This window comes from Sphingomonas sp. CD22 (genome assembly GCF_034556155.1).
Lineage (GTDB): Bacteria > Pseudomonadota > Alphaproteobacteria > Sphingomonadales > Sphingomonadaceae > Sphingomonas.
The window spans coordinates 402938-424001 of the sequence record NZ_JAYDYX010000002.1 but is presented as its reverse complement, the minus strand read 5'-3'; the positions used below and the strand labels follow the sequence as shown (position 1 = coordinate 424001).

Here is a 21064-nt window from a genome sequence, read left to right as displayed (position 1 = left end):
TAGGGAGACGGTTCCGCCTGCGCCACCGCCCGCCGGACCAAAAAAAGGGCCAGCCCCGAAGGGCCGGCCCGTGAAAGTTTTAGGAGAGGATGCCTGAAAGGCCCGTCCCTTTTGTCGTCCGCAGCTTTATGTTGCAAGTGCGAAAAGATGCATTACGATTGCAGAAGTTGCATTCACTGGCACGATAGGTCAGAAACGGATGCGGGAGGATCGTCATGCGCAGACTGCCGCCGCTTGGCGCGATCGAGGCCTTCGTACAGGTCGCACGACTGGGTTCGGTCAAGGCCGCAGCGACCGAATTGGCCTTATCGGCGCCGGCGCTCAGCCGCCGCGTCCAGTCGCTGGAACGCTTTATCGACAGGCCTTTGTTCGAACGCCGGCATCAGGCGATGGTGCTGAACGCGGATGGCGAACGGCTGCTCGGGCAGATCGCGCCGGTGCTCGACAGCCTGTCCGACGCGGTCGAGGCGATGACCGGGACGGTCGAGGTGCTGCGGCTGCGGCTCGGCATCCTGCCGCTGTTCGCGTCGCAACGGCTGTTTCCGCGGCTGGGCGAGTTGCGCGCGGCGCATCCGGAACTGCATCTCGATATCGACACCGCCGGCCACGGCGTCGCCCGACTCGGCGAGGGGCTGGATGCGGTCATCGCCCTGTCGCGCGAGATCGAGCCGACGCTCTATGCCAAGCGGCTCGATCGCAATTCGGTCTATGTGATCGGCGCCCGGACGCTGCTCGACGGGCCGGACCCGGTGACGCGGCCCGAACAGCTCTCCCGCCTCACTGCGCTGATCCACCGCGAGATGCCCGACAATTTCACCGCCTGGCGCGAGGCGGCGAAGGTCGATCCCGGCATCGAGCCGCTGGCGATCGACTATTTCGATTCGGGGGCGCTGATGCTCGAGGCGGCGGCCCAGGGGCTCGGCGTCGCCTTCATGCACGAAAGCCACTTCCAGGAGGCGCGCGATCCGCGGCTGGTGCGGCTGTTCGATATCGTCGTCGAGAGCCCGTACAGTTACTGGTTCGTCTGCCGCCCGCGCGCGCTGCACCAGCGCCCGGTGCGGATGTTCCACGACTGGCTGATCCAGACCCTCGGCGAGGTGTGAAGCCGTTCCTCCCCCGGCACTGGGAGGTAGCAGCGCGTCAGCGCTGACGGAGGGGGGCTCTCACGAACGGCACGCCCGCGGTGCGCCCCCTCCACCACGCCTGCGACGCGGTCCCCCTCCCCGTGCCGGGGAGGAGTTTGCGGCTTACTCGGCGCGGGCCTTGACGATCTTGCCCGGCTCGCGCGGCGGCTCGCCCTTGGGGAGCGCGTCGATCAAGTCCATGCCGTCGGTGACTTCGCCCCAGACGGTATATTGGCTGTCGAGGAAGCGCGCATCGTCGAACACGATGAAGAACTGGCTGTTCGCCGAGTTCGGATCGCTGGTCCGCGCCATCGAGCAGACGCCGCGCACGTGCGGCTCCTTGCTGAATTCCTGCTTGAGGTTCGGCTTGTCCGACCCGCTGGTGCCGGTGCCGGTGGGGTCGCCGCCCTGCGCCATGAAGCCGGGGATGACGCGGTGGAAGACGACGCCGTCGTAAAAGCCTTCGTTCGCCAGCTCGGCGATCCGCGCGACGTGGTTGGGCGCGAGATCGGGGCGCAGCTTGATCGTGACGTCGCCGTCCGCGAGCGTCAGCGTCAGGGTATTGTACGTATCGGCCATGGTCTGTCCTCTTATGGTTGACGTGCAGGTAGTATCGCTGACGCCGAAGGGCAAATCCGCGAGGGTGGCCAATCGTGCCGCAGCGCGGTAGAGCGCGGGCTGACAACGCCGGGAGGAGGCAGCGATGAGCGAGACCGAACTTCCCGAGGCGCCCGCGCCCGAACAGGACGAGCTGGACGAGGACGACCGCCTGCGTCCCGAATTCGTCGATGCGGTGCTCGACGCGGTCGCCGAGGGCGACGACGAGGCGGCGCGCGCCTTGGTCGAGCCGCTCCATCCCGCCGACATCGCCGACCTGTTCGAGCTGACCCCGCACGAGGATCGCGGGCCGCTCGCCAAGGCGCTCAAGGACCTGCTCGACGCCGACGTCTTCGCGGAGATGAACGATTACGTCCGCGAGGATTTGATCGACGCGCTGACGCCGACCGAGGTCGCCGATCTCGCCTCCGAACTCGATACCGACGACGCCGTCGCGATCATCGAGGACATGGAGGAGGCCGACCAGCGCGCGGTGCTGCGCGCGCTCGACCCCGACGATCGCGCCGCGATCGAGGAGGCGCTGTCCTATCCCGAGGAATCCGCCGGCCGCCTGATGCAGCGCGAGCTGATCGCGGTGCCCGATCACTGGACGGTCGGCGACGCGATCGAATTCCTGCGCGGCCACGAGGAACTGACCACCGATTTCTGGGAGATCTTCGTCGTCGATGCCGGCCATCACCCGGTCGGCACCTGCCAATTGTCGTGGATCCTGCGCACCCCGGGCAATATCGCGATCGCCGACGTGATGAAGCGCGAACAGACGCTGATCCCGGTCGACATGGACCAGGAAGAGGTCGCGCTCCGCTTCCAGAAATATGCGTTGATCAGCGCGGCGGTGGTCGATGCGGCCAATCGCCTCGTCGGCATGATCACCGTCGACGACATCGTCCACATCATCCAGGAGGAAGCGGGCGAGGATACCCTGTTGCTCTCCGGTGCGGGCGACGGCGATATCAACGAACCGATCCGGCTGACCGTGCGCACGCGGCTGATGTGGCTGGTGGTCAATCTGGGCACCGCGATGATCGCCTCGTCGGTGGTCGGCGTCTTCGAAAGCACGATCGCCGGGTTCGCGACGCTCGCCATCCTGATGCCGATCGTCTCGGGGATGGGCGGCAATGCCGGGACGCAGACGCTCGCCGTCGTCGTCCGCGCGATCGCCACCAACCAGCTCACCGATTCCAACACGCGCTGGATGGTGTTCCGCGAATTGCGCATCGCCGCCGCCAACGGCGTCGCGCTCGGCGTGCTGATCGGCATCGGCACCTTCCTGATCTTCGGCCGCTCGGATCTCGCTCTGGTCATCGCCGCGGCGATGTTCACCAACAACATTACCGCGGGGCTCGGCGGCGTGCTGGTGCCGGTGACGCTCGACCGGATGAACATCGATCCCGCCGTCTCCTCGGCGGTGTTCGTGACGACGCTGACCGACACGATGGGCTTCTTCTCGTTCCTGGGTCTGGCGACCTTGTGGGGACTGCACGCCTGACCCACATCGCACGTCCATGTTGCACCTGACGAAAGTGGCCTTCGGCGCGACCAGTGTCGAGCATCTCGCCGAACGCCTTGCCCTGCGCGCCGCCGACGGGCCCGTGTTCCTCACCACCCGCTACCTTCCCAAGCGGCACGAGGAGGTCGCCGGACAGGGCTCGCTGTTCTGGATCCTGAAGCATCAATTGGTCGCGCGCTCGGCAATCCTCGGCTTCGGCGAGGCGGAGGGTGGCCGCGTCGCGATCCATATCGATCCAGCGCTGGTGCTGGTCCAGGCGCGGCCGAAGCGCGCGCATCAGGGCTGGCGCTATCTCGAGGCGGCAGACGCCCCGGTCGACCTCGGCGGCGAAACCGACGGGCTCGCGGCGATGCCGCCGGCGTTGGTCGGCAAGCTAGCGGAACTGGCGCTCATCTGAGCCCCCCGCGCGGATCCCCCGTCATGCCGGACTCGATCCGGCATCCCGCTTCTTCCCACCGTTCCGAACAAGCGGGACACCAACGCGAGGCGGGGTGACAGAAGGAGAGCGAGGCAATCAGCGATATGCGATAGCCGTCGCTATTCCCCCGCCCCGCATGTCACCGGCGCACCGGCGGCGGCGATGACCCGGCATTTCGGGCGACCGGTCACCGTGACCGTCCCCAGCCCGCTGCTCGCCACTACCGCGGTATAGCGCGCGCGGGCGCTCACCGTGCCCGGGCCGTCGAGATGCACGTCGAGGTCGTTCGCCTCCAGCGCCGCCGCATCGATCGTGCCCGCGCCGCTCGCGACCAGCCGCACCGTGGTGGCGCGCCCGGCGAGGCCGATCCTGCCGTCGCCGGCGAGCTGCACCGAAAGCTGGTCCGCCTGCACCGCCCCGACCTGGATCGCACCGGTGCCGGCGGCGGCAAGATCGACGCGCGATCCGATCAGCCGCGCCACCGCCACTTTGCTGCCGCCGTTCACCATGACGCCGCTCAGCCGCGGCGTCGCGAGCAGGATGCGCACCGGTACCTTCGCCGCCGCCTGCCGCTGCTCACCCCAGCGCCCGGTGCTGGTCTGGCGGACGGTCAACGTCGTGCCCTCGGCGTGCAGGTCGATGTCGCCGATCACGCCGCGATCGCCGATCACCGTGGCGCCGGGCGAGCCGCTGGTGATCGTCACCTCGAACGCGCCGTTGATCCGCACCCGTTCGAAACTGCCGAGTGCGACGCGGCGCTCTTCGGCCATCGCCTCGGAGGGCAGGAGCAGCAGCAGCGCGAGCAGACGGATCATGGCGATGAGCGTCGCACCGCTGCACCGGTGCAGCAAGGGTTTAGCGCCCGCAGCGCACCGAGCCGGTGCCCGTGTTCGACACGGTGCAGCGCGCCGCCGCGCCGAGGTCGACGTCGCCCGTCCCGGCGACCTGCACCTTGGCGGTTCCGGATACCGCAGCGCGCACGTCGCCGGTGCCGTTGACCGAGACGTCGGCACGCGCGACGCGCAGCCCAGCGGCATCGAGGCTGCCGGTGCCCGCGACCTCGACCGTCAGCTCCTTGACCGCGCCGCCGGCGCGGACGTTGCCCGTCCCGGCGATCGAGACCTCGACACGATCGGCGGTGAGTGCGGCGATGTTGAGATCGCCCGATCCCGTCACGTCCGCCTTGAACGCGTCGCCCGCCACGCGATCGACCGCCATCGTCCCCGATCCGGTGACGCTCGCCTGCGCCAGCCGCGGCAGCGTCACGTAGACGGTGACCTTCCCGCCGTGCCCCCAGCGGAACGACCGCTTGCGCCCGATCTCCAGCGTCGCCTCGTCCTTGGCGATGCGCAGCGTGTCGAGATCCTCGGGCTTCCCCTCGGCGCGCACCGAAAAGGCCTTGCCGGCGCGCACCTCGACCTCGTCGCTGCCAGTCAGATCGATGTTGGAGAAGTCCGCGACCGCATAGCTGCGCGTCGTCCCGCTGCCGGTCGGCGTGACGCCGGGACCGTCGCCGTCACTCATCGAACAGCCGGCAAGCATCGCACCGAGCATGACAATCGCGACCATCTGCATCGTTCGTTCCTCCACGTGTATTGCCATGATAATACACGCTTGCGGTGAGGGCAAGCCGTCCCTCTTGGTGCAGGGCTATCGCAGATGATCGGTTGCGGTATTGCAACGGCACTTCCGTCATGCCGGCCTTGATCCGGCATCCCGCTTCTTTTCGCGCCGTCCGAAGAAGCGGGCCCCGGCGCAAGGCCGGGGTGACGGTATCGGGTTGGAAACACGATCGATCGAATACAACCGCCCTGCCTCTTCATAGGCGCGGCACCCGCCCCAAAAGACAAAGGGCGGCCCCGCGGGACCGCCCTCTTGCTTCACCGAAGAGGTGGACGGCTTACGCCGGCACCTTCTCCTTGTTGTAGATCGCCGCCGCGGCACGGAGGATGTCGAGGATCTTCTCCTGCGCCTTGGGCTCGTCGACCTCTTCCATCGCGGCGAGTTCGCGGGCGAGGCGGCTGCACGCCGCTTCGAAGATCTGCCGCTCCGAATAGCTCTGCTCGGGCTGGTCGTCGGCGCGGAACAGGTCGCGGACCACTTCGGCGATCGACGCGAGGTCGCCCGAATTGATCTTCGCCTCATATTCCTGCGCACGACGCGACCACATGGTGCGCTTCACCTTGGGCTTGCCCTTGAGCGTCTCCATCGCCTCGCGCATCGTCTTGTCCGACGAGAGCTTGCGCATACCGACCGATTCGGCCTTGTTGGTGGGGACGCGGAGCGTCATCCGCTCTTTCTCGAAACGCAGCACATACAGCTCGAGGCTGGTACCGGCGATCTCCTGCTTCTGCAGCTCGATCACACGGCCGACGCCATGCTTCGGATAAACAACGTAATCACCGACATCGAAGGACAATGCCTTGGCAGCCATGAACGGGCCTTTCTGGATCGCATCCGTCGCGAGGATCGTCCGGGGCGGGATACCCGCGGGTCCGGACGGCGAGGATGGTTGGTACGAGTGTCTCCTGACGGGCAGGACTCATCATGCCCGTCGTGGACACTTTTAACACAGTCGCAACAAAATTACCAGCGTGGATAAGCCAGTTGGACTGACTTACCGGCAAGGATCGCACCCGATTCGGGCCGCGCCCCGCGGTTCACCGTGTCGGCGCGCGCTTTTTCCGCGGCCGGATCGGGGGTTCAGTCCCCGGTGCCCGGCTCCGGCGAGAAGAATTGCTCGTATTTGTTCTCCACGCCCTTCATCGCATCGGCGTCGGGCGGCGTCTGGTCGAGCTTGCGCGTGACGTTGGGCCATTGCGCCGAGAAGGTCGTGTTGAGCTCCAGCCATTGCTCCAGCCCGCTCTCGGTATCGGGCAGGATCGCCTCGGCCGGGCATTCGGGCTCGCACACGCCGCAGTCGATACACTCGCTGGGGTTGATGACGAGCATGTTCTCGCCTTCGTAGAAGCAGTCGACCGGACATACCTCGACGCAGTCCATATACTTGCAGCGGATGCAGGCATCGGTGACGACGTAGGTCATTCTGGTTCCTTGCGGCCTTATGCGTCGGCTCGGGAGAAGCCGGGTATGAACGCGAGGCTGCTATGCCGCGTTCCCCGCCGCGTCAATCGAAGCCGTTCGGTTGCGACACGTTTGCAGCGAGCTCCTGGTAACAGCCCTGCGCCTCGGGCGCCGGTCCGCGCCGCGTCGGCAGCGCCTCGACGCGCAGCACGCGCACCCGATCGTGCAGCGCGAAGGTGAGGATATTGCCGACCCGGACCGGTGCCGCGCTCCGTTCGATCCGCCGCCCGTCGATACGCAGCCGGCCATCGCAGGCGAGATCCTGAGCCAAGCTGCGCGTCTTGGCGAGCCGCACGAACCACAGGAAATTGTCGATCCGCATGCTGTCAGCCATGGCCGCTCCACGCGGCGAGGGCGGCGAAGGCGCCGGTCGGCGACGGCGCGGGTCGCTCGGCGCGCTGCGGCGGCCGGCGGCCCCGCCACACCCAGGCGGGCGCCTCGCCCCTACCTCCGGCCTCACCCTCGTTCTGGCGCGGCGCGGTACGGAAGCCGAGTTCGGCCATCAGCCGCTCCAGCGTCGCCGGCACGATCCCCATCGAGGTCGCGAGCGCAGGATCGGGGACGAACGGCTTGCGCCCCTGCCGCGCGTCATGCGCGGCGCGCGCGATCCGCTCGACCAGATCGACGCGCACCGCCTGCGCGGCGAGCGGGCGGAAGCCGGTGGCGAGCTGCGCCCCCGGTACGCCGCGCGGCAGCACCGTCGCCCCCTCGCGCGGCAGCGCGCCGCTCTTGCCGCGCACGCCGAGCAACGCCTGCCGCCAGCGCGCCGCCCCGGGCTTGAGCAGGCGCGGGTCGAACAGGTCGAGCGCGCCGATGGTGACGCCGATCCGCCGCAGCCGTTTGCGCTCGTCCTGTCCCAGCGCGTCGAGCGGCTCGTGCAGCGCCAGCCGCGGCATCAGCCCGCCCGCCGCCTCCAGCTCGCCCGCGACGACGCGCAACGCCGGCGTCGCCTGCGGATCGCGCGCGGCCTCGGCGAGCGCGACCAACGCCGGCAGATGACGGCCGAGCATCGCCGCGAACCACGTCGCGAGCCGCGCCGCCACCGCCTCGCGCTGCGGCTTGGCGAGACAATCGAGATCGCGATCGAGCTTGAGCTGCGGCCGCGCGAGCGACGGCCCCGGCGTCAGCAGCGCCACCGCATGGCCGTTCCACACGATCGCGTCGTCGACCAGATGGAACGCCGCATCCTCCGCCGCGACCAGCGCCTCGCCGCGCCGGCGCCGCTCGCCGCTGAGATGCTTCTCCGCCGCCGCGAGCAGCAGCCGCCGGTCGGTGGCGCGCGCGGCGGGGTCGACGGTGAAGCGGAAGCCGTCGAGTCGCCCGATCGGATGATCCTCGACCAGCACCTCGCCCTCCGGCCCGATCACCACCGGCAGCAGCGAGGCGTCGGCGCCGATCTGGCGGATCAGCGCCGTGGTGCGCTTGTCGACGAAACGCTGCGTCAGGCTGGCATGCAGCCCGTCGGACAATCGCTCCTCGATCGTCTTCGTACGCTCGGCACCCGCCGCGGGATCGGCGAGCCAGTCGGGACGCTGCGCGATATAGGCCCAGCTGCGAATCGCGGCGATCCGCCCGGCGATCGTCTCGACGTCGCCCGCGATCGTGTCGAGCCGCGTCACCTCGTCGGCGAACCATTGGTTGGGCACCACGCCGCGGCCTTCGCTGAGATAGCCGAAGATGCGGCTGACGAAACGCGTGTGCGGATCGAGCCCGAGCTTGCGGAAATCCGGCAATCCGCACGCCGCCCACAGCCGCTTGACCATCGCGGGCGAACGCGACCGATCACGCACCCAGGGTTCGTCCGCCATGCGCTTCAATACCGCGAGATCGGTCGACTGCGGCGCGGCGAGCAGCACGCCGGGCTCGGGCCGGCGTTCGAGGCTGGCGATCAGCGCGTCGACGCTGGCATAATCGGGTTCGCCGTTGCGCCAGTAGAGCTGTTCGATGCGTGGGAAGCGATGTTCCTCGATCGCGAACACCTCCTCGGGCAGGAACGCGCCCGGCCCCTCTTCGGTGACGCCGCCGAACGTGCCGTCGCGCTGGTGGCGCCCGGCGCGGCCGGCGATCTGCGCCATCTCCGCGACCGTCAGCCGGCGGCTGCGGCGGCCGTCGAACTTGCTCAGCCCCGCAAAGGCGACGTGCGCGACGTCCATGTTGAGCCCCATGCCGATCGCATCGGTGGCGACGAGATAATCGACCTCGCCCGCCTGGAACATCGCAACCTGTGCGTTGCGCGTGCGCGGCGACAGCGCGCCCATCACCACCGCCGCGCCGCCGCGCAACCGGCGCAGCATCTCGGCGACCGCATAGACCTCCTCGGCGCTGAACGCGACGATCGCCGAGCGTTTGGGCAGCCGGCTGATCTTCTTGGCGCCCGCATAGCTCAGCTTCGAGAAGCGCGGCCGGACGATGATCTCGGCATCGGGCACCAGCGCGCGCACCATCGGCCGCAACGCCTCGGACCCGAGAATCATCGTCTCCTCGCGCCCGCGCCGCCGCAACAGCCGATCCGTGAAGACGTGGCCGCGCTCCGCGTCGGTGCCGAGTTGCGCCTCGTCGAGCGCGACGAAGGCGGCGTCATGCTCGGGCATCGATTCGACCGTGCACAGATGCCAGCGCGCGTTGGGCGGGACGATCTTCTCCTCGCCGGTGACGAGCGCGACGCTGTCGACGCCCTTCAGCTTGACGACGCGGTCATAGACCTCGCGCGCCAGCAGGCGGAGCGGAAACCCCATGATCCCACTCGAATGCGCACACATCCGCTCGACGGCGAGGTGGGTCTTGCCCGTGTTGGTCGGCCCGAGGACCGCGGTGACCGCCGCTTTCATGCGGGCAACATCGGGTGTCCCAGGCGATCGCGCAATGAGGCAAAGCAAGGGGAGCGAAGCCCCTCCCTCAAATCCCCCGTCACCCCGGACGTGTTCCGGGGTGACGGCGAGGAGGAGCAACCCGCCTCCCCACCGCACCGGCAAACCCGTCCACCGCAGCGCACCCCCCGGTTAATTTGACTTTAGACTTTGCCCCCCACAGTGCTGCCACCCGACGCCGGGGATGATCGGCGACCAGTTCCACGATGAGGCGCCTTTCCGCGTGTTCCTGCGCACCGACCAAGGTTTCGATCTCGCCGGCGGCACCGCCGCACGGCCGTTCGGTCGCGCGCTCGCCGTGCCGCGCCGGCTCGGGCCGGTCGAGCGGCTGCGCGGGCTCGACTGGACGCCCGATCTCGGCACGCAGATCGGCAGCGGCGATTGGTGGCGCGGCCTCGCCACGCTCGGTACGCTGGTCGGCGCGGTCTGGCTGCTCGCCCCCGGCGTCCCGCCGCTGACCGGTGCCACCCCGGCACCGCTCGCCGGCACCGCCTTCGAGGAAAGCCGCGCGCTGGCGATCGCGCCGCTCGCCTGGGGCGGCGACACCGGCCATCGCATGGCGGCGAACGACCTCGTCGCGCCGCTTGCCGAAGCCCCCGAACGGCCCGTCGTCGAGCTCAACGCGACGCTCGGCGAAGGCGACGATTTCGATCATGTGCTGATGCGCGCCGGCGTCGGCCGCAACGATGCGCGCGCCGCCGCCGGGCTGGTCGCGCAGGCGGTGACGCTCGGCGACATCGCGCCGGGCACGCGCATCGCGCTGACCCTCGGTCGCCGCCCGGCGAAGACGGTGGCGCGCCCGCTCGACAAACTGGCGTTGCGCGCGCGCTTCGATTTGGCGCTCAGCCTCGACCGCAATGCCGGCGGCCTGGTCATGACCCGCAAGCCGATCGCGGTCGACAGCACGCCGCTGCGCATCCAGGGGCTCGTCGGCTCCAGCCTATACCGCTCGGCGCGCGCCGCCGGTGCGCCGGCGCGCGTCGTCGAAAGCTATATCAAGGCGCTCGCCACCCGTCTGTCGATCGGCCGCGACGTCAGCGCCGCCGACGGCTTCGACCTGATCGTCGAACAGCAGCGCGCCGCCACCGGCGAGGTGCGGCTGGGCGATTTGCTCTACGCCGGTATCGACCAGGAGCGGCGCAAGGTGCAATTGGTGCGCTGGGACGACGACGGCAAACCGTCGTGGTTCGACGCGCACGGCCAGAGCGAACGCCGCGGTTTCATGGGCATGCCGGTGGCGGGGCGGATCACCTCGTCGTTCGGCTATCGCATGCATCCGCTGCTCGGCTATCTCAAGATGCACAAGGGGCTCGACATCGGTGCGCCCTATGGAGCGCCGATCTTCGCCGCGCTCGACGGCGTCGTGCAGGGCGCGGGGCGCTCGGGCGGCTACGGCAATTTCGTCAAGCTCGTCCACGGCAGCGGCCTTGCCAGCGGCTACGGCCACATGAGCCGCATCGCGGTGGTACGCGGCGAGCACGTCCGCCAGGGACAGGTGATCGGCTATGTCGGCTCGACCGGCCTGTCGACCGGGCCGCATCTGCACTGGGAAGTCTGGCGCAACGGCCAGACGATCAACCCGCGCTCGATCTCGTTCGCGAGCGTGCAGGCGCTGTCCGGCGAGAGCCTGCGCCGCTTCAAGGCGCGGGTGGCGGGATTGCTCGCGGTGAAGCCGGGGCACACCTCTTAAGTCCTCCCCCGCAAGGGGGAGGGGGACCGCCACGCGTCAGCGTGGTGGTGGAGGGGGAGGACAGGGCGGGAGCTTCGTAACAATGCTCCCGCCCTGTCCTCCCCCTCCGTCAGCGCTTCGCGCTGCCACCTCCCCCTTGCGGGGGAGGAATTTGTATTAGCGCCCCTGCGCGCGCCAGCGCAGGACGGTGCGCTGGATGATCGCATCCTCGCCGCCCGCATCGCGCCACAGCGCGGAGAATAACGGATCGCCCGATGCCGGGCGCTTGCCCTCTTCGAGCGCGTCGAAGCTCACCCGGATCGGCACCGCGACGCCCTCGCCGCAGATGATCGATTCGCGGTTGCGCAGCGCAGGGATCGAATCGAGGAACCCGCGCGCGCCCTCCGGCATCGCCGCGCGCACGAACGCCTGATCGCGCTCGTTGTTGAGGCGCATCGCGATGATCGTGCCGCATTGCGACAGCACGCCTTCCTCCAGATCGGACGGCCGCTGCGTGATCAGCCCCAGGCTGACGCCATATTTGCGCCCTTCCTTGGCGATCCGGCCGAGGATGCGCCCTACCGAGGCGTTGCGCCCCTCGCCGCGCGCGCTACTTGGAATGTAGCGGTGCGCCTCTTCGCAGACGAGCAGGATCGGTCGCTGCGGCTCGTTGCGCGACCAGATCGCGAAGTCGAACGTCATCCGGCTGAGCACCGCGACGACTACCGAGGTGATCTCCGACGGCACGCCCGATACGTCGATGATCGAGATCGGCTTGCCGCCGCCGGGCATGCGGAAGATCCGCGCGAGGAAGTCGGCCATCGTATCGGCGACCAGCATCCCCGAAAACATGAAGCTGTAGCGCGGGTCGGCCTTGATCTCGTCGATCCGGCCCTTGAGCCGCAGATAGGGCGAGGTATCGCCGGCACGATCCATCTTGCCCATCTCGGCGCTGATGATGTTGGTGAGGTCGCTGAGCAGATAGGGGATCGGCGCATCGACCGTCAGCTTGGCGATCTCCTGCCCCAGCCGGTTCTTGGCGCGCGCCATCAACAGGCATCGGGCGAGGATGTCGCTGTCGGCCTGGCGATCCCCGCCGCTGGCGGTGACGAACACCTCGCAATGCTCTTCGAGGTTCATCAGCCAATAGGGCATGGCGAGATTGTTGACGTCGTAGATCGCGCCATTGGTGCGGAACGCCGCGGCATATTCGCCATGCGGATCGATCATCACGACATGGCCCTGCGGCGCCAGCTCGCAGATGCGGTGGAGGATCAGCGCCGCCGCGGTCGACTTGCCGGTGCCGGTCGAGCCGACCAGCGCGAAATGCTTGCCGAGCATCGCGTCGACGTAGAGCGAGGCGCGCACGTCGCGGGTCGGATAGACGGTGCCGATCTTGATATGCGGCTGGTCGGCGGCGGAATAGATTTGTTCGAGGTCGCGCGTCGTGATCGCGAAGACGTCGCAGCCGGGAATCGGATAGCGCGTCACGCCGCGGCGGAAATGGTAGAGCTTGCCGGTCAGCCGCTCCTCGTCGCCCTCGCCGAGGAAGTCGATGTCCGCGGCGACCCAGTCGTTGCCCGCGCCGTCCAGCACCAGGCTGCGGATGTTGGCGATCAGCCACGCGCCACCGACGCGCATCTTGATCTGGCCGCCGACCTGCCCGGCGGTAGCGACCACCGGATCGGCATCCTGCGCGACGAGCTCGAGCGCGTTGCGGTCGAACAACACGCGGCTGCCGCCGCCGCCGACCGCCAGGACGCAGCCGATCGCCGCCGGCCCGCCGCCGTGGCCGACCGCCGCCGCCGCCGAAAGGGGCATCGCGCCCGCGAATACGCTCGGGCCGGGCATCTCGGTCATTGCGGCAGCATCCTGTCCATCGTCCGCCGAGCGCTAGCCGGGAGCCGTTAAGATACCGTCATCGCGTCATTATATCCGGCGCGCGATCCACCCGGCGGCAAGCCCCAGCCCGACCGACAGCGCCACTGCCGCCAGCCCGTAGAGGATCGACTGACGCTCGGCGGCGCGCGCGACGAAACGCTCGAATCCCGATTTGCGGATGTCGATCTCGCGCACCGCGGCGGCGAGCACGCGGCCGTTGCGGATCAGGAAGGTTTCGGCGGTGAACCGCCCGACCGGCACGCGCGCCGGGATGGTCAGCCGGGCGCGATACAGCACGCCCTCGCTGATCTCGACCGCATGCGGCGCCTCCAGATACAGGCCGGCGCGGCGCTTGAGGTCGACCAGCCCGTGCTGGAACCCCTTTTCGACCGCGGTCGCGGTGTTCGATCCGGGCGACAATTGCAGGCTGTCGAGCCCCAATTCGTAGATCGCGCGGGTGCGCTCGTCGACGATGCGCTGGATCGGCCGCGACGAGGCGAGCGCGTAGAAGCTCGGCACCGAACTGTAGCGCTGATGCTCGGCATTGACCCAGATGCCGGCGACCTTCTTCTTCTCGCGCACCAGCACCGGCTGCGTCGGCCCCTTCACCACGACGACGATGTCGGTCGGCGCCTCGCCGCGCGGCAGGCGGCCGCCGGGGTAGAGGATCGCGCCGAACAGCAGCAATTCGGCACCGGTGAAGCTGTAGGCGATCTCGATGTCGCGCTGCGACACGTCGGGGACGAGCACCGGCTTGTCGGCCGGGGCGGACGCCTGCGCCGACAGCAACAGCGCGGCGAACGGCAGCCAGCGCCTCACGTCAGCTCGACCGTGAAGATCTCCTCCGGCCGCCAGACGAGGCCGAGCAGGATGCGCAGACCGACGAGCAGCACCATGATCGCCAGCGCGAGGCGGAGATATTCGGGCTTTACCTTGGTCGCGAACCGCGCGCCCAATTGCGCGCCGATCACCGAGCCGATCAGCAGCAGCCCGGCGAGCACGATGTCGACCGCCTTGGTGGTCAGCGCGTGCACCATCGTCGCCACCGCCGTGACGAACAGCGTCTGGAACAGCGAGGTGCCGACGACGACGCTGGTCGCCATGCCGAGCAGATAGATCATCGCCGGCACCAGGATGAAGCCGCCGCCGATGCCGAGCAAGATCGTCAGGATGCCGGTCCCGAAGCCGAGCAACAAAGGCGCCAGCGGCGAGATGTAGAGGCCCGAGGCGTAGAAGCGCGTGCGTAGCGGCAGCGCGGCGACGAGCGGATGATGACGGCGCTTGCGCGGCTTCACCGGCCGCCGCCCCCGCGCGACGCCGATCGCGCCGATCGATTCGCGCGCCATCAGCGTGCCGATCGAGCCGAGCATGACGACATAGACGACGCCGATCACGGTATCGATCTGCCCGCTCGCCTGCAGCAGGCGGAAGATCCACGCGCCCGCGAAACTGCCGACGATGCCGCCCGCGACGAGCACGCCGCCCATCTTGGTGTCGACGCCGTTGCGGCCGAAATGCGCGATCACGCCCGATACGCTCGCGCCGGTCACCTGACTCGCCGAAGAGGCGGCGGCGACGGTCGGCGGGATGCCGTAGATGATCAGCAGCGGCGTGGTGAGAAAGCCGCCGCCGACCCCGAACATCCCGGACAATAGCCCGACGCCGCCGCCGAGCAGCACGATGACCAGCGCGTTGACCGACAGATTGGCGATGGGAAGATAGACGTCCACGGACCGGCTTTATACGCGGCTGGCGGCTGCGGACCAGCCGTCACCAGCCGGTGCCGAGCGACAAAGCCGGCCCCGACCCCGGCCGCGACGGCCCCGCGACGCGCTGCCGCCAGTCCGCGACGAGGCGCATACGCGGTTCCAAGGGGAGGACGAGGCCGATAGTCGGCCCGATATCGAGCCTCCCCGCACCGGGCTGGACCCCACCCCAAAGACCGGCCCCGGCGTCGATCGTGACACGGCGGATCGCGCCGAGCGGACGTGCGGCGCGCAGCGCCCCATCGGCAAAGAAACCACCGCCGCGCCGGACGACCACACCGGATTGGCCATAGCCCTCCAGCACCAGATCGCGCCTGACTGGCGTCGGCCCGAACCCTCCGACCAGCCCGAGCATCGGCCCGCTCGCACCGCCGTCGACCGCGAGCCGCTGTTCGGCGAGGATATGGAGCGGCGCGCGCGTCGGCTGCCAGTCGATCCCCAGCGCGATCTCCTTGCCCGTACCGGCAAGCGGCGCCGATACCCGTGCGGACAGCGCCACGTGCTGCGCGCTATCCAGCGGATAGGTCAGCCGCAATCCCGCCTGCGATCCACCAATCTGGCTTGCCGGTACGCTCGCCTCGCCACCGGCGCGGACGATCAGCCAGCCGCTGCCGGCCACCCGACGGAGGATCGGCAGCGGCAGGGCGACCAGCGCCAGCCTCGCCACCGGTATGATGACGTTGCGCTCGTGCAGCGGGCCGGGTGGCGCGCCGGTCAGGGGCGGCGTTGGCGCCCGCGCGATGTCGATCGGCGGCTGCGGAACCTGGCGTCGTGTCTGGACCTCCCGGGATACCCGGACGATGCCGACTGCCTCCGGAATCCTCCTGTCACGGGACGCCGGCTGCTTCGCGGGAACAGGAACAACCATAGCGGCATCCGATCGGGCCCGGCGCTTGCGGGAAGAAGCCGCCATCCGCCGCTCGCGACCGACGTTCAGCGCCGTCGGCGCCCAATCCGTGACGCCACGGCGCCAGACATCCGTCGCCCGCAATCCCGTCCAGAACCCGAGCCACAGCAGCAGAAACCGGAACGGCCGGCTGGCCTTCATCCCAGCGCGTGGAGGTCGGGAAACGCATGGACCGTCTTGTCCCACACCGGCACGTCCCCGCGCAGGAACTGCCCGTAGCGGCGCAGCGCCAGCCGTGTCGCAAGCAAGGCGATGACGTTGCCGACGACGACCCGCGGCACCGACCGGCACGCCTCGCACCAGCCGTACGCGCCCCCCGTGCACGCGATCCGGACCATCACGCGCCAGAGGAGCAGCAGCGTCGTCGTCCACCGCAACCAGCCGGCAAGAGGCAGCCCGGTATCGGGGGCACCGGTCAGCCAGTGGAGCGCCGTGGTCATCACCAGCAACACGATCGCACCATAAGCGACGCCGAGCACCACCACCGAAACCAGCACCCGCCGGTCACGCATCCGCATCCAGTGATCGGCAAACGCCCCCGGCAGTCCCCAACCGATCCGGTCCCAGCCCGCCAGCGCGATACCGGTCATCCACCGCGCCTTTTGCCGGATCGCGGTCTGAAGCGTCTCGGGGAAATAGGCCCGGACCGCGACGAGGCCGCCATCGCGCCGGTCCCATATCCGCGCGAAACAGACGCCGCCGCCACGCCCGGCGATGTGAAGGCCGAGTTCGTAATCCTCGGTAAGGCAGGACGCATCGAACGGCGCGCCACCGCGCTCGACCGCGATTTCGGTGAGGATATCCGTCCGGATCGCGCATCCGGTGCCCGCCAGCGGCAACGGCGCGCCGAGCAACGCGCGCACCGGCTGCTGTATGCCATGCGCATAGGCGAACTCGTCGGCATAATGGCCCGACACCAACGATCCCGGCCGGATCAGCGGCACGACCGGCACCTGCACCACCGCATAGGTCTGCAACAGCGCGTCGAAGACCCGCAATTCCGCGGAGTGGACGACATCCTCGGCGTCATGGATGACGATCGCCTCGGTCCGGCGGCCGGCGGCGGCGTCGTCCCGGTTCAGCGCGAGCCACAATGTATTGAGGCAATCCGCCTTGGTCGTCGGGCCAGGACGCGTGCCGACGACAACGCTGATGCGCGGATCGCGACGGGCCATGTCCTGTGCCGCCCCGATCGTCGCGGGATCGTTGGGATAGACACCGACGTAGACGCGATAATCCGGATGATCGAGCCGCGCGGTCGTCGCCGTCAGCATCGCGCCGATCACCGCCTCCTCGCGCCAGGCCGCGACGAAGACCGCGAACGATCCGGGCACCGCGCGTTCGGGCAGATCGCTCACCCACCGGCGCGGTGCCCGCCAGTGCCGCAGCCGATCGATGAAGAAACAGATGTCGACACCCAGATCGTCGATCCCGCCAATCAGCAACCAGGTCGCGGCGAACAACATCGACTCGCGAACGGCGCCGTCCAAGACGAACATCAGAAAATCCAAGACCCCCGCCCCACATTTCCGGATGACATCATCTGTTATGGATGATCTTCCGGCAAGAGGAATCGATCAAGCCCTTAGGAATACTGGATCTTCATTATCGAGCGCGCATGCAGGCCGGCATCCTTAGCTTGCATTTCCAATATCATGCACGCCAGTGGCGAAATACGATGCACGAGAGCAGCACCGGACAAGCCTGGCGAACGACGGACATCGCCGCCAGTGGCGCCTGCAACGTGACCGCCGCAAGCTGAGCGCACTCACCGGAACGTTCGTCGCTGCGCACAAAAATTGCGTCGGACTGCCGCAACCGTGCGAACCATTCCGCGGTCGGCGCGTTACTCGCCACTGATCCCTTTTCCCCTTTCGGGATCAGTGCCGGTCCAAGCACGGCACGGTCGCGCCGATGCGTAGCAGGCGGCGCGACCAACGTGCTGGACGGTTAGGGCGTGTCGCGCCCGCCGCCGGTGCCGCGACCCGCGCCGCCACCCGCGCCCGCCGCGCCGACCGTGCCGATGTTGCCGAACAGATCCTCGAAGAAGCCGCGCTTGCGCCCCAGCGTCGGCGTCGTCTTGCCGTAGGGATCGATGCTGGCGATCTGCTCGACGCCGGTGCGTGTCACCGTCTTGACGGTGCCGTTGGGATCGAAGCTGATCTTCAGCGCGATCTGGTCCTTGGCCTTAGGCTTCTGGAAGTTGAGGTTGCGGCTGTCGCGCGCGACATAATACCAGTCCCGCGTGCCGAACTGGCTCGCGATCGTCGGCTGGCCGAGCGTGCTCGCCACCGACTGGCGATTGTCGACGCCGGGCTGCACCGAATTCACCAGATCGGCATCGATGATATAGCCCTGATGCGACCGCAGCGGCGCGCAGGCGCCCATGGCGACGGTCAGCCCGAGGGTCAGCCCGAGGCCGATACGGGCAAAGGATACGCTCATCACTATCTCCAGCGGCAGCGCCACGCCATGTCGATTGCATCGCCCGCCGATCGCCTCGATATGCGAAGCACGGGCGGGCTTCAAGCGCCGGGGCCATGTTGGCGCGATTGGTGAGGATATGCCGTGGGTTGGTGGGGACGATTGTTCGGGGAACGTCGCGAGGAGGCGTTGCCGCTCTACAATGCGGTGGTGACGCGCGGACGGGCCGAACGTTGGTATCTGGCCGGCGGCGTCCCCGACACGGTCGACGGCCGCTTCGACATGATCGCCGCAGTGCTGGCGATGGTGCTGCTGCGGCTGGAGCGCGAACCCGCCGCGGCGGCGCTGTCGGCGCATCTCACCGAGCGGTTCGTCGACGACATGGACGGGCAATTGCGCCAGATGGGTATCGGCGACATCGTCGTCGGCAAGCATATCGGGAAGATGATGAGCATGCTCGGCGGCCGGATCGGCGCCTATCGCGACGGACTTGCGGCGGGTGATCTTGCCCCCGCGCTGGTCCGCAACCTCTATCGCGGGGCGGCGCCGGCGCCGCAGGCGCTGGCCGCCGTCGCCGCCGACCTGACCGCGCTGCACGGCGCGCTCGCCGCGACCCCGCTCGACCGCCTCGTTGCCGGAGACCTGCCATGACCCCCGAATTCAGCCGCCCGGAACGACTCGACGCGATCGGCGCGGGCGAGCGCGAGGTGCGCATCGCCGCCACCGAGGCCGAACGGGCAGCACTCGCAATGCGCTTCGGCGTGCTGTCGGTGGAACGGCTGGACGCCAGTTTTCGGGTGAAGCGCGAGACGGCGGGAATCGCGGTGCGCGGCCGCGTCACCGGCGCGTTGGTGCAGGCCTGTACGGTGACGGGCGTGCCGCTCAATGCCACGATCGACGAACCGGTCGCGCTGCTGTTCGTCGAGGCGCTCGACGATCAGGAGGAGGTCGAGCTCGACGCCGGCGCGCTCGACACGGTCGAGATCGAGGGCGGTGCGGTCGACCTCGGCGAGGCGGCGGCGGAGACGATGGCGCTCGCGCTCGATCCCTTCCCGCGCAGCCCCGACGCCGAGGCGGTGCTGCGCGAGGCCGGCGTGATCAGCGAGGACGATCATCGCCCGTACAGTCCGCTACAGGACCTCAAGGCGCTGATGGAGAAGCGGTAACGCTTCCACCCCGCCCCCCCTTCGTCATCCCGGCGAAGGCCGGTATGACGAAGGGATGCGCGGTACACGCAATCCCTACGCCGCCTCCGCCCCGCGCCCGCCATGGCGCTGTTCGGTCAGGATCTGCAAGCCGGTGATGAACAGCGCGGCGACCAGCGGGCCGACGACGATGCCGCTGATCCCCGCGACCTCGATCCCGCCCAGCGTCGTCACCAGCACCAGCCAATCGGGTATCCCGGTATCGCGCCCGACCAGGATCGGCCGCAGGATATTGTCGGCGAGCCCGATCACCGCGACGCCCGAGACGACGACGACGACGCCCTGCCACACCGCACCGGTGGCGAGCAGGTAGATCGCGACCGGCACCCAGACCAGCGCGGGGCCGATCGCGGGCAGCAACGCCGCCAGCGCCATGAACAGGCCCCACAACAGCGCCGCCGGCACGCCGACGATCCAGAAGGTCACCGCGCCCAATGCGCCCTGCACCAGCGCGACGACGACCGACCCCTTGATCGTCGCGCGGACGACGGCGACGAATTTGTCGATCAACCGGTCGGCGACCGGCCGCTCCAGCGGCAGCGCGTCGCGGATCACCGGCCCGAGCCGGTCGCCGTCGCGCAGCAGGAAGAAGGTGACGTACAGACCGACGCCGAAGGCGAGCAGGAACGCTGCGGCATTGCGCCCGATCGACAGCGCCTGCGACGCGATCGACTGGAAGCTGCTGCGCAGGCCCTGCGCGATCCGCGCCTGCGCGGTGTCGAAGCTGCCGAGCCCGGCGCGATCGAGCGGATGCTGCACCCATTGCGGCAATGCGTCGTGCACCTGTTGGAAATAGCGCGCGAAATCGATCTGGCCGCTCTGCACCTTGGCATAGACGCCGGCCGATTGGTCGACGACCATGCCGGTGATCGCCAATGCCGGGATGATCACCGCGACGAGGATGATCAGCAAGGTCGCCGCCGCCGCCCAATTGCGTCGCCCCGGCATCTTGGCGAGCAGCCAATGGAACAGCGACTGGAACAGGATCGCCGCGAGCACGCTCCACAGCAGCGCCGCGATGAACGACGATACGACGAGCAACAGCCCGCCGCTGATCAGCGCCAGAAACAGGATCAGCCCGCCCGATTCGAGCCGTCGTCTATCGATCACGTCGTTCCCCTTCGTCGTCCGTCCCCGTGCGGATCGGGGCAAGAACCCGTCAGGACCGTTTCGGGTCCGTCTCGGTCCTGCGCTGAATCACGCGAAAGCGCGAAGCCGCGAAAAAGAAGATTTGTTCGCGCGGAGGCGCGGAGGCGCGGAGAGGTCGCGCCTGTGGGACGGTCACCGCGCACCACAAGCGTGGTCCTGACCAAATTGGCGCGCAGAGGCGCAGAGGGACGAGCGCGATTTCATCGCGATGCCGATCCGCGCCAGAGAGATGAAGCGCCTTCGGCGCAACGGCACGCCTCTCTGCGCCTCCGCGCTTCTGCGTGCCAAATCCTTCTTCTCTCCGCGCCTCCGCGTGAACCAATCTCCTTCGCGTCTTCGCGTCTTCGCGTCTTCGCGTGAATCAACTCGCAACCGAGTTTGCCCCCCACGTGCGCTGATTGTCACGCGAAGCCGCGAAGAAGAAGAGTTGTTCGCGCGGAGG

21 protein-coding genes are annotated in these 21064 nt (G+C 68.7%); 7 read left to right on the top strand and 14 right to left on the bottom strand.

The annotated features are described in order from the left end of the window. Nucleotides 1-215: 215 nt before the first annotated feature. On the top strand, nucleotides 216-1103 hold the full coding sequence (locus tag SFC76_RS05345) for a LysR substrate-binding domain-containing protein (RefSeq protein ID WP_322848437.1): 888 nt from the start codon (nucleotides 216-218) through the stop codon (nucleotides 1101-1103). Nucleotides 1104-1247: 144 nt separating this feature from the next. Here the strand turns inward: SFC76_RS05345 and SFC76_RS05340 are convergent, their stop codons facing one another. Beyond that, nucleotides 1248-1703 carry a peptidylprolyl isomerase gene (locus SFC76_RS05340; protein ID WP_322848436.1) on the bottom strand — a complete coding sequence of 152 codons (456 nt, stop codon included), beginning with the start codon at nucleotides 1701-1703 and terminating at the stop codon, nucleotides 1248-1250. Between the two features lie 124 nt (nucleotides 1704-1827). On the opposite strand from SFC76_RS05340, the gene mgtE reads away from it, so the two are divergent. Continuing rightward, the gene (mgtE, locus tag SFC76_RS05335; protein ID WP_322848435.1) at nucleotides 1828-3231 is read left to right on the top strand and encodes a magnesium transporter; all 1404 of its coding nucleotides are present in this window, start codon (nucleotides 1828-1830) and stop codon (nucleotides 3229-3231) included. A 16-nt stretch (nucleotides 3232-3247) separates the two neighbouring features. Next, nucleotides 3248-3649: a DUF1489 domain-containing protein gene (locus tag SFC76_RS05330; protein WP_322848434.1), complete on the top strand. Its 402-nt coding sequence runs from the start codon at nucleotides 3248-3250 to the stop codon at nucleotides 3647-3649. Between the two features lie 140 nt (nucleotides 3650-3789). Here SFC76_RS05330 and SFC76_RS05325 read toward each other — a convergent pair whose 3' ends face one another. The 6 genes from SFC76_RS05325 to SFC76_RS05300 all read right to left on the bottom strand — a co-directional run bounded on the left by SFC76_RS05325 (nucleotide 3790) and on the right by SFC76_RS05300 (nucleotide 9582). After that, nucleotides 3790-4485: a GIN domain-containing protein gene (locus tag SFC76_RS05325; RefSeq protein ID WP_322848433.1), complete on the bottom strand. Its 696-nt coding sequence runs from the start codon at nucleotides 4483-4485 to the stop codon at nucleotides 3790-3792. Nucleotides 4486-4525: 40 nt separating this feature from the next. Then, on the bottom strand, nucleotides 4526-5245 hold the full coding sequence (locus tag SFC76_RS05320) for a head GIN domain-containing protein (RefSeq protein ID WP_322848432.1): 720 nt from the start codon (nucleotides 5243-5245) through the stop codon (nucleotides 4526-4528). Between the two features lie 325 nt (nucleotides 5246-5570). Further along, nucleotides 5571-6104, bottom strand: coding sequence for a CarD family transcriptional regulator (locus SFC76_RS05315; RefSeq protein WP_038664094.1), 534 nt, complete (start codon nucleotides 6102-6104; stop codon nucleotides 5571-5573). Between the two features lie 269 nt (nucleotides 6105-6373). After that, nucleotides 6374-6715: a ferredoxin FdxA gene (fdxA, locus tag SFC76_RS05310; protein ID WP_322848431.1), complete on the bottom strand. Its 342-nt coding sequence runs from the start codon at nucleotides 6713-6715 to the stop codon at nucleotides 6374-6376. Nucleotides 6716-6797: 82 nt separating this feature from the next. After that, nucleotides 6798-7088: an RNA-binding S4 domain-containing protein gene (locus SFC76_RS05305; protein ID WP_322848430.1), complete on the bottom strand. Its 291-nt coding sequence runs from the start codon at nucleotides 7086-7088 to the stop codon at nucleotides 6798-6800. Further along, entirely contained in the window at nucleotides 7081-9582 is a 2502-nt protein-coding gene (locus tag SFC76_RS05300; protein ID WP_322848429.1) for a helicase-related protein, read from the bottom strand. Before SFC76_RS05300 ends, SFC76_RS05305 begins: the two co-directional genes overlap by 8 nt. Before the next feature lie 223 nt (nucleotides 9583-9805). Between SFC76_RS05300 and SFC76_RS05295 the strand changes: the two genes are divergently transcribed. Next, nucleotides 9806-11311 (top strand): M23 family metallopeptidase, encoded by a 1506-nt coding sequence (locus SFC76_RS05295; protein WP_322848428.1) that lies wholly within the window; start codon nucleotides 9806-9808, stop codon nucleotides 11309-11311. Between the two features lie 156 nt (nucleotides 11312-11467). On the opposite strand, the gene SFC76_RS05290 is transcribed toward SFC76_RS05295, so the two are convergent. The 5 genes from SFC76_RS05290 to SFC76_RS05270 all read right to left on the bottom strand — a co-directional run bounded on the left by SFC76_RS05290 (nucleotide 11468) and on the right by SFC76_RS05270 (nucleotide 17343). Further along, nucleotides 11468-13150, bottom strand: coding sequence for an ATP-binding protein (locus tag SFC76_RS05290; RefSeq protein ID WP_322848427.1), 1683 nt, complete (start codon nucleotides 13148-13150; stop codon nucleotides 11468-11470). Nucleotides 13151-13219: 69 nt separating this feature from the next. After that, nucleotides 13220-13990: a TIGR02186 family protein gene (locus tag SFC76_RS05285; protein WP_416222384.1), complete on the bottom strand. Its 771-nt coding sequence runs from the start codon at nucleotides 13988-13990 to the stop codon at nucleotides 13220-13222. Then, complete coding sequence (locus SFC76_RS05280) at nucleotides 13987-14901, bottom strand: sulfite exporter TauE/SafE family protein (protein WP_322848426.1); 915 nt, start codon at nucleotides 14899-14901, stop codon at nucleotides 13987-13989. Before SFC76_RS05280 ends, SFC76_RS05285 begins: the two co-directional genes overlap by 4 nt. A gap of 40 nt (nucleotides 14902-14941) precedes the next feature. Next, nucleotides 14942-15604: a hypothetical protein gene (locus SFC76_RS05275; RefSeq protein WP_322848425.1), complete on the bottom strand. Its 663-nt coding sequence runs from the start codon at nucleotides 15602-15604 to the stop codon at nucleotides 14942-14944. Nucleotides 15605-15981: 377 nt separating this feature from the next. Then, nucleotides 15982-17343 carry a glycosyl transferase family protein gene (locus tag SFC76_RS05270; protein WP_322848424.1) on the bottom strand — a complete coding sequence of 454 codons (1362 nt, stop codon included), beginning with the start codon at nucleotides 17341-17343 and terminating at the stop codon, nucleotides 15982-15984. 53 nt (nucleotides 17344-17396) lie between these two features. Here SFC76_RS05270 and SFC76_RS05265 point away from each other — a divergent pair, with 53 nt between their 5' ends. Then, nucleotides 17397-17606 carry a hypothetical protein gene (locus tag SFC76_RS05265; RefSeq protein WP_322848423.1) on the top strand — a complete coding sequence of 70 codons (210 nt, stop codon included), beginning with the start codon at nucleotides 17397-17399 and terminating at the stop codon, nucleotides 17604-17606. A gap of 188 nt (nucleotides 17607-17794) precedes the next feature. On the opposite strand, the gene SFC76_RS05260 is transcribed toward SFC76_RS05265, so the two are convergent. Further along, on the bottom strand, nucleotides 17795-18289 hold the full coding sequence (locus tag SFC76_RS05260) for an outer membrane protein assembly factor BamE (RefSeq protein ID WP_322848422.1): 495 nt from the start codon (nucleotides 18287-18289) through the stop codon (nucleotides 17795-17797). 123 nt (nucleotides 18290-18412) lie between these two features. On the opposite strand from SFC76_RS05260, the gene SFC76_RS05255 reads away from it, so the two are divergent. Further along, complete coding sequence (locus tag SFC76_RS05255; RefSeq protein ID WP_322848421.1) at nucleotides 18413-18919, top strand: ubiquinol-cytochrome C chaperone family protein; 507 nt, start codon at nucleotides 18413-18415, stop codon at nucleotides 18917-18919. Beyond that, nucleotides 18916-19434: a DUF177 domain-containing protein gene (locus tag SFC76_RS05250; RefSeq protein WP_322848420.1), complete on the top strand. Its 519-nt coding sequence runs from the start codon at nucleotides 18916-18918 to the stop codon at nucleotides 19432-19434. Before SFC76_RS05255 ends, SFC76_RS05250 begins: the two co-directional genes overlap by 4 nt. A gap of 75 nt (nucleotides 19435-19509) precedes the next feature. On the opposite strand, the gene SFC76_RS05245 is transcribed toward SFC76_RS05250, so the two are convergent. Continuing rightward, nucleotides 19510-20583, bottom strand: coding sequence for an AI-2E family transporter (locus SFC76_RS05245; protein ID WP_322848419.1), 1074 nt, complete (start codon nucleotides 20581-20583; stop codon nucleotides 19510-19512). Nucleotides 20584-21064 lie beyond the last annotated feature (481 nt).

Excerpts from the sequence above, each read along its gene's own strand:
- SFC76_RS05345 (WP_322848437.1), top strand. The coding sequence starts at position 216 with ATGCGCAGACTGCCGCCGCTTGGCGCGATCGAGGCCTTCGTACAGGTC.
- SFC76_RS05340 (WP_322848436.1), bottom strand. The coding sequence starts at position 1,703 with ATGGCCGATACGTACAATACCCTGACGCTGACGCTCGCGGACGGCGAC.
- mgtE (WP_322848435.1), top strand. The coding sequence starts at position 1,828 with ATGAGCGAGACCGAACTTCCCGAGGCGCCCGCGCCCGAACAGGACGAG.
- SFC76_RS05330 (WP_322848434.1), top strand. The coding sequence starts at position 3,248 with ATGTTGCACCTGACGAAAGTGGCCTTCGGCGCGACCAGTGTCGAGCAT.
- SFC76_RS05325 (WP_322848433.1), bottom strand. The coding sequence starts at position 4,485 with ATGATCCGTCTGCTCGCGCTGCTGCTGCTCCTGCCCTCCGAGGCGATG.
- SFC76_RS05320 (WP_322848432.1), bottom strand. The coding sequence starts at position 5,245 with ATGCAGATGGTCGCGATTGTCATGCTCGGTGCGATGCTTGCCGGCTGT.
- SFC76_RS05315 (WP_038664094.1), bottom strand. The coding sequence starts at position 6,104 with ATGGCTGCCAAGGCATTGTCCTTCGATGTCGGTGATTACGTTGTTTAT.
- fdxA (WP_322848431.1), bottom strand. The coding sequence starts at position 6,715 with ATGACCTACGTCGTCACCGATGCCTGCATCCGCTGCAAGTATATGGAC.
- SFC76_RS05305 (WP_322848430.1), bottom strand. The coding sequence starts at position 7,088 with ATGGCTGACAGCATGCGGATCGACAATTTCCTGTGGTTCGTGCGGCTC.
- SFC76_RS05300 (WP_322848429.1), bottom strand. The coding sequence starts at position 9,582 with ATGAAAGCGGCGGTCACCGCGGTCCTCGGGCCGACCAACACGGGCAAG.
- SFC76_RS05295 (WP_322848428.1), top strand. The coding sequence starts at position 9,806 with ATGATCGGCGACCAGTTCCACGATGAGGCGCCTTTCCGCGTGTTCCTG.
- SFC76_RS05290 (WP_322848427.1), bottom strand. The coding sequence starts at position 13,150 with ATGACCGAGATGCCCGGCCCGAGCGTATTCGCGGGCGCGATGCCCCTT.
- SFC76_RS05270 (WP_322848424.1), bottom strand. The coding sequence starts at position 17,343 with ATGTTCGTCTTGGACGGCGCCGTTCGCGAGTCGATGTTGTTCGCCGCG.
- SFC76_RS05265 (WP_322848423.1), top strand. The coding sequence starts at position 17,397 with ATGATCTTCCGGCAAGAGGAATCGATCAAGCCCTTAGGAATACTGGAT.
- SFC76_RS05260 (WP_322848422.1), bottom strand. The coding sequence starts at position 18,289 with ATGAGCGTATCCTTTGCCCGTATCGGCCTCGGGCTGACCCTCGGGCTG.
- SFC76_RS05250 (WP_322848420.1), top strand. The coding sequence starts at position 18,916 with ATGACCCCCGAATTCAGCCGCCCGGAACGACTCGACGCGATCGGCGCG.